The organism is Haloferax profundi (genome assembly GCF_001469865.1).
In the GTDB taxonomy this organism is placed as follows: Archaea; Halobacteriota; Halobacteria; order Halobacteriales; family Haloferacaceae; genus Haloferax; species Haloferax profundi.
The window spans coordinates 1-792 of record NZ_LOPV01000407.1; the positions used below are offsets into that span (position 1 = coordinate 1).

Here is a 792-nt window from a genome sequence, read left to right on the forward strand (position 1 = left end):
GTCAGTGAGAGCGACGCGAAGACGGGATAGACACCGTCGACGGCGAGAAGGACCCCGACGGACGAGACGAGGACGAAGAACCCCAACGCGAGGAGGAAGTGTCGTTCGGTGACGTCGTACTCCGACGTCGCCCCGAGTGTTCGTCCGACGTTGTACACGAAGAGCCAAAACCCGAGCAGCATCGTCCCGCCGAACACCGGGAGCCATCCGAGTCTGCTCGTGAGAAGACAGCCAGCAAACCCGAGCAATCCGCCGGCGACCAACCACAACTGCACAGTCGAGAGTCGTCGCGAGTGGAGTTCGACGCCCGACCAGACAGGCACGAATTGTGTCATCGCACCCATGATGGTGAGGCACACCCAGCCGACGAGCACGAGGTGTACGTGTGCGAGATAGCCTGTTCCCGGGACGACGCCGACAGCGACGCCGAGTTCGATTCCTATCCCGAGGAGTAACAGGCCAAGGGCGACGACGAAGTGCCGAAGTGGCACAGTCATCGGGGGCTGTCGAGCAGTGTCGATGGTCCCTGGAACGACGCTCATAGCCGGCCCTAGCGCACAGAGACCCGTACCGCTACCTCCGAACATCTTCGCCGGTCTCCAAATCTATCGACCTTCGCAGTCAACTTCCAGACCGTACAGTCGGGTCACTGTTCGTACTGTTTCATCGTCTCTTTCAGAGTCATCGAGGACCGCAATCGAAGTCGTGAGAACCTCCTCTACGATGGCTGTAGCCATCTGTCCGAGGGTCGATTGTTGTGCAGGGCTTACTGTCTCACTGGCTTCGAGCCGG

At 60.2% G+C, this 792-nt stretch carries 1 protein-coding gene and 1 pseudogene; both read right to left on the bottom strand.

Annotated features, from left to right (window positions below):
• Nucleotides 1-542: pseudogene (locus AUR66_RS13950) on the bottom strand (hypothetical protein); the annotation flags it as partial.
• A 63-nt stretch (nt 543-605) separates the two neighbouring features.
• The coding region (locus tag AUR66_RS22760) for a hypothetical protein (protein ID WP_231727901.1) at nt 606-792 on the bottom strand (187 nt) is incomplete at its 5' end.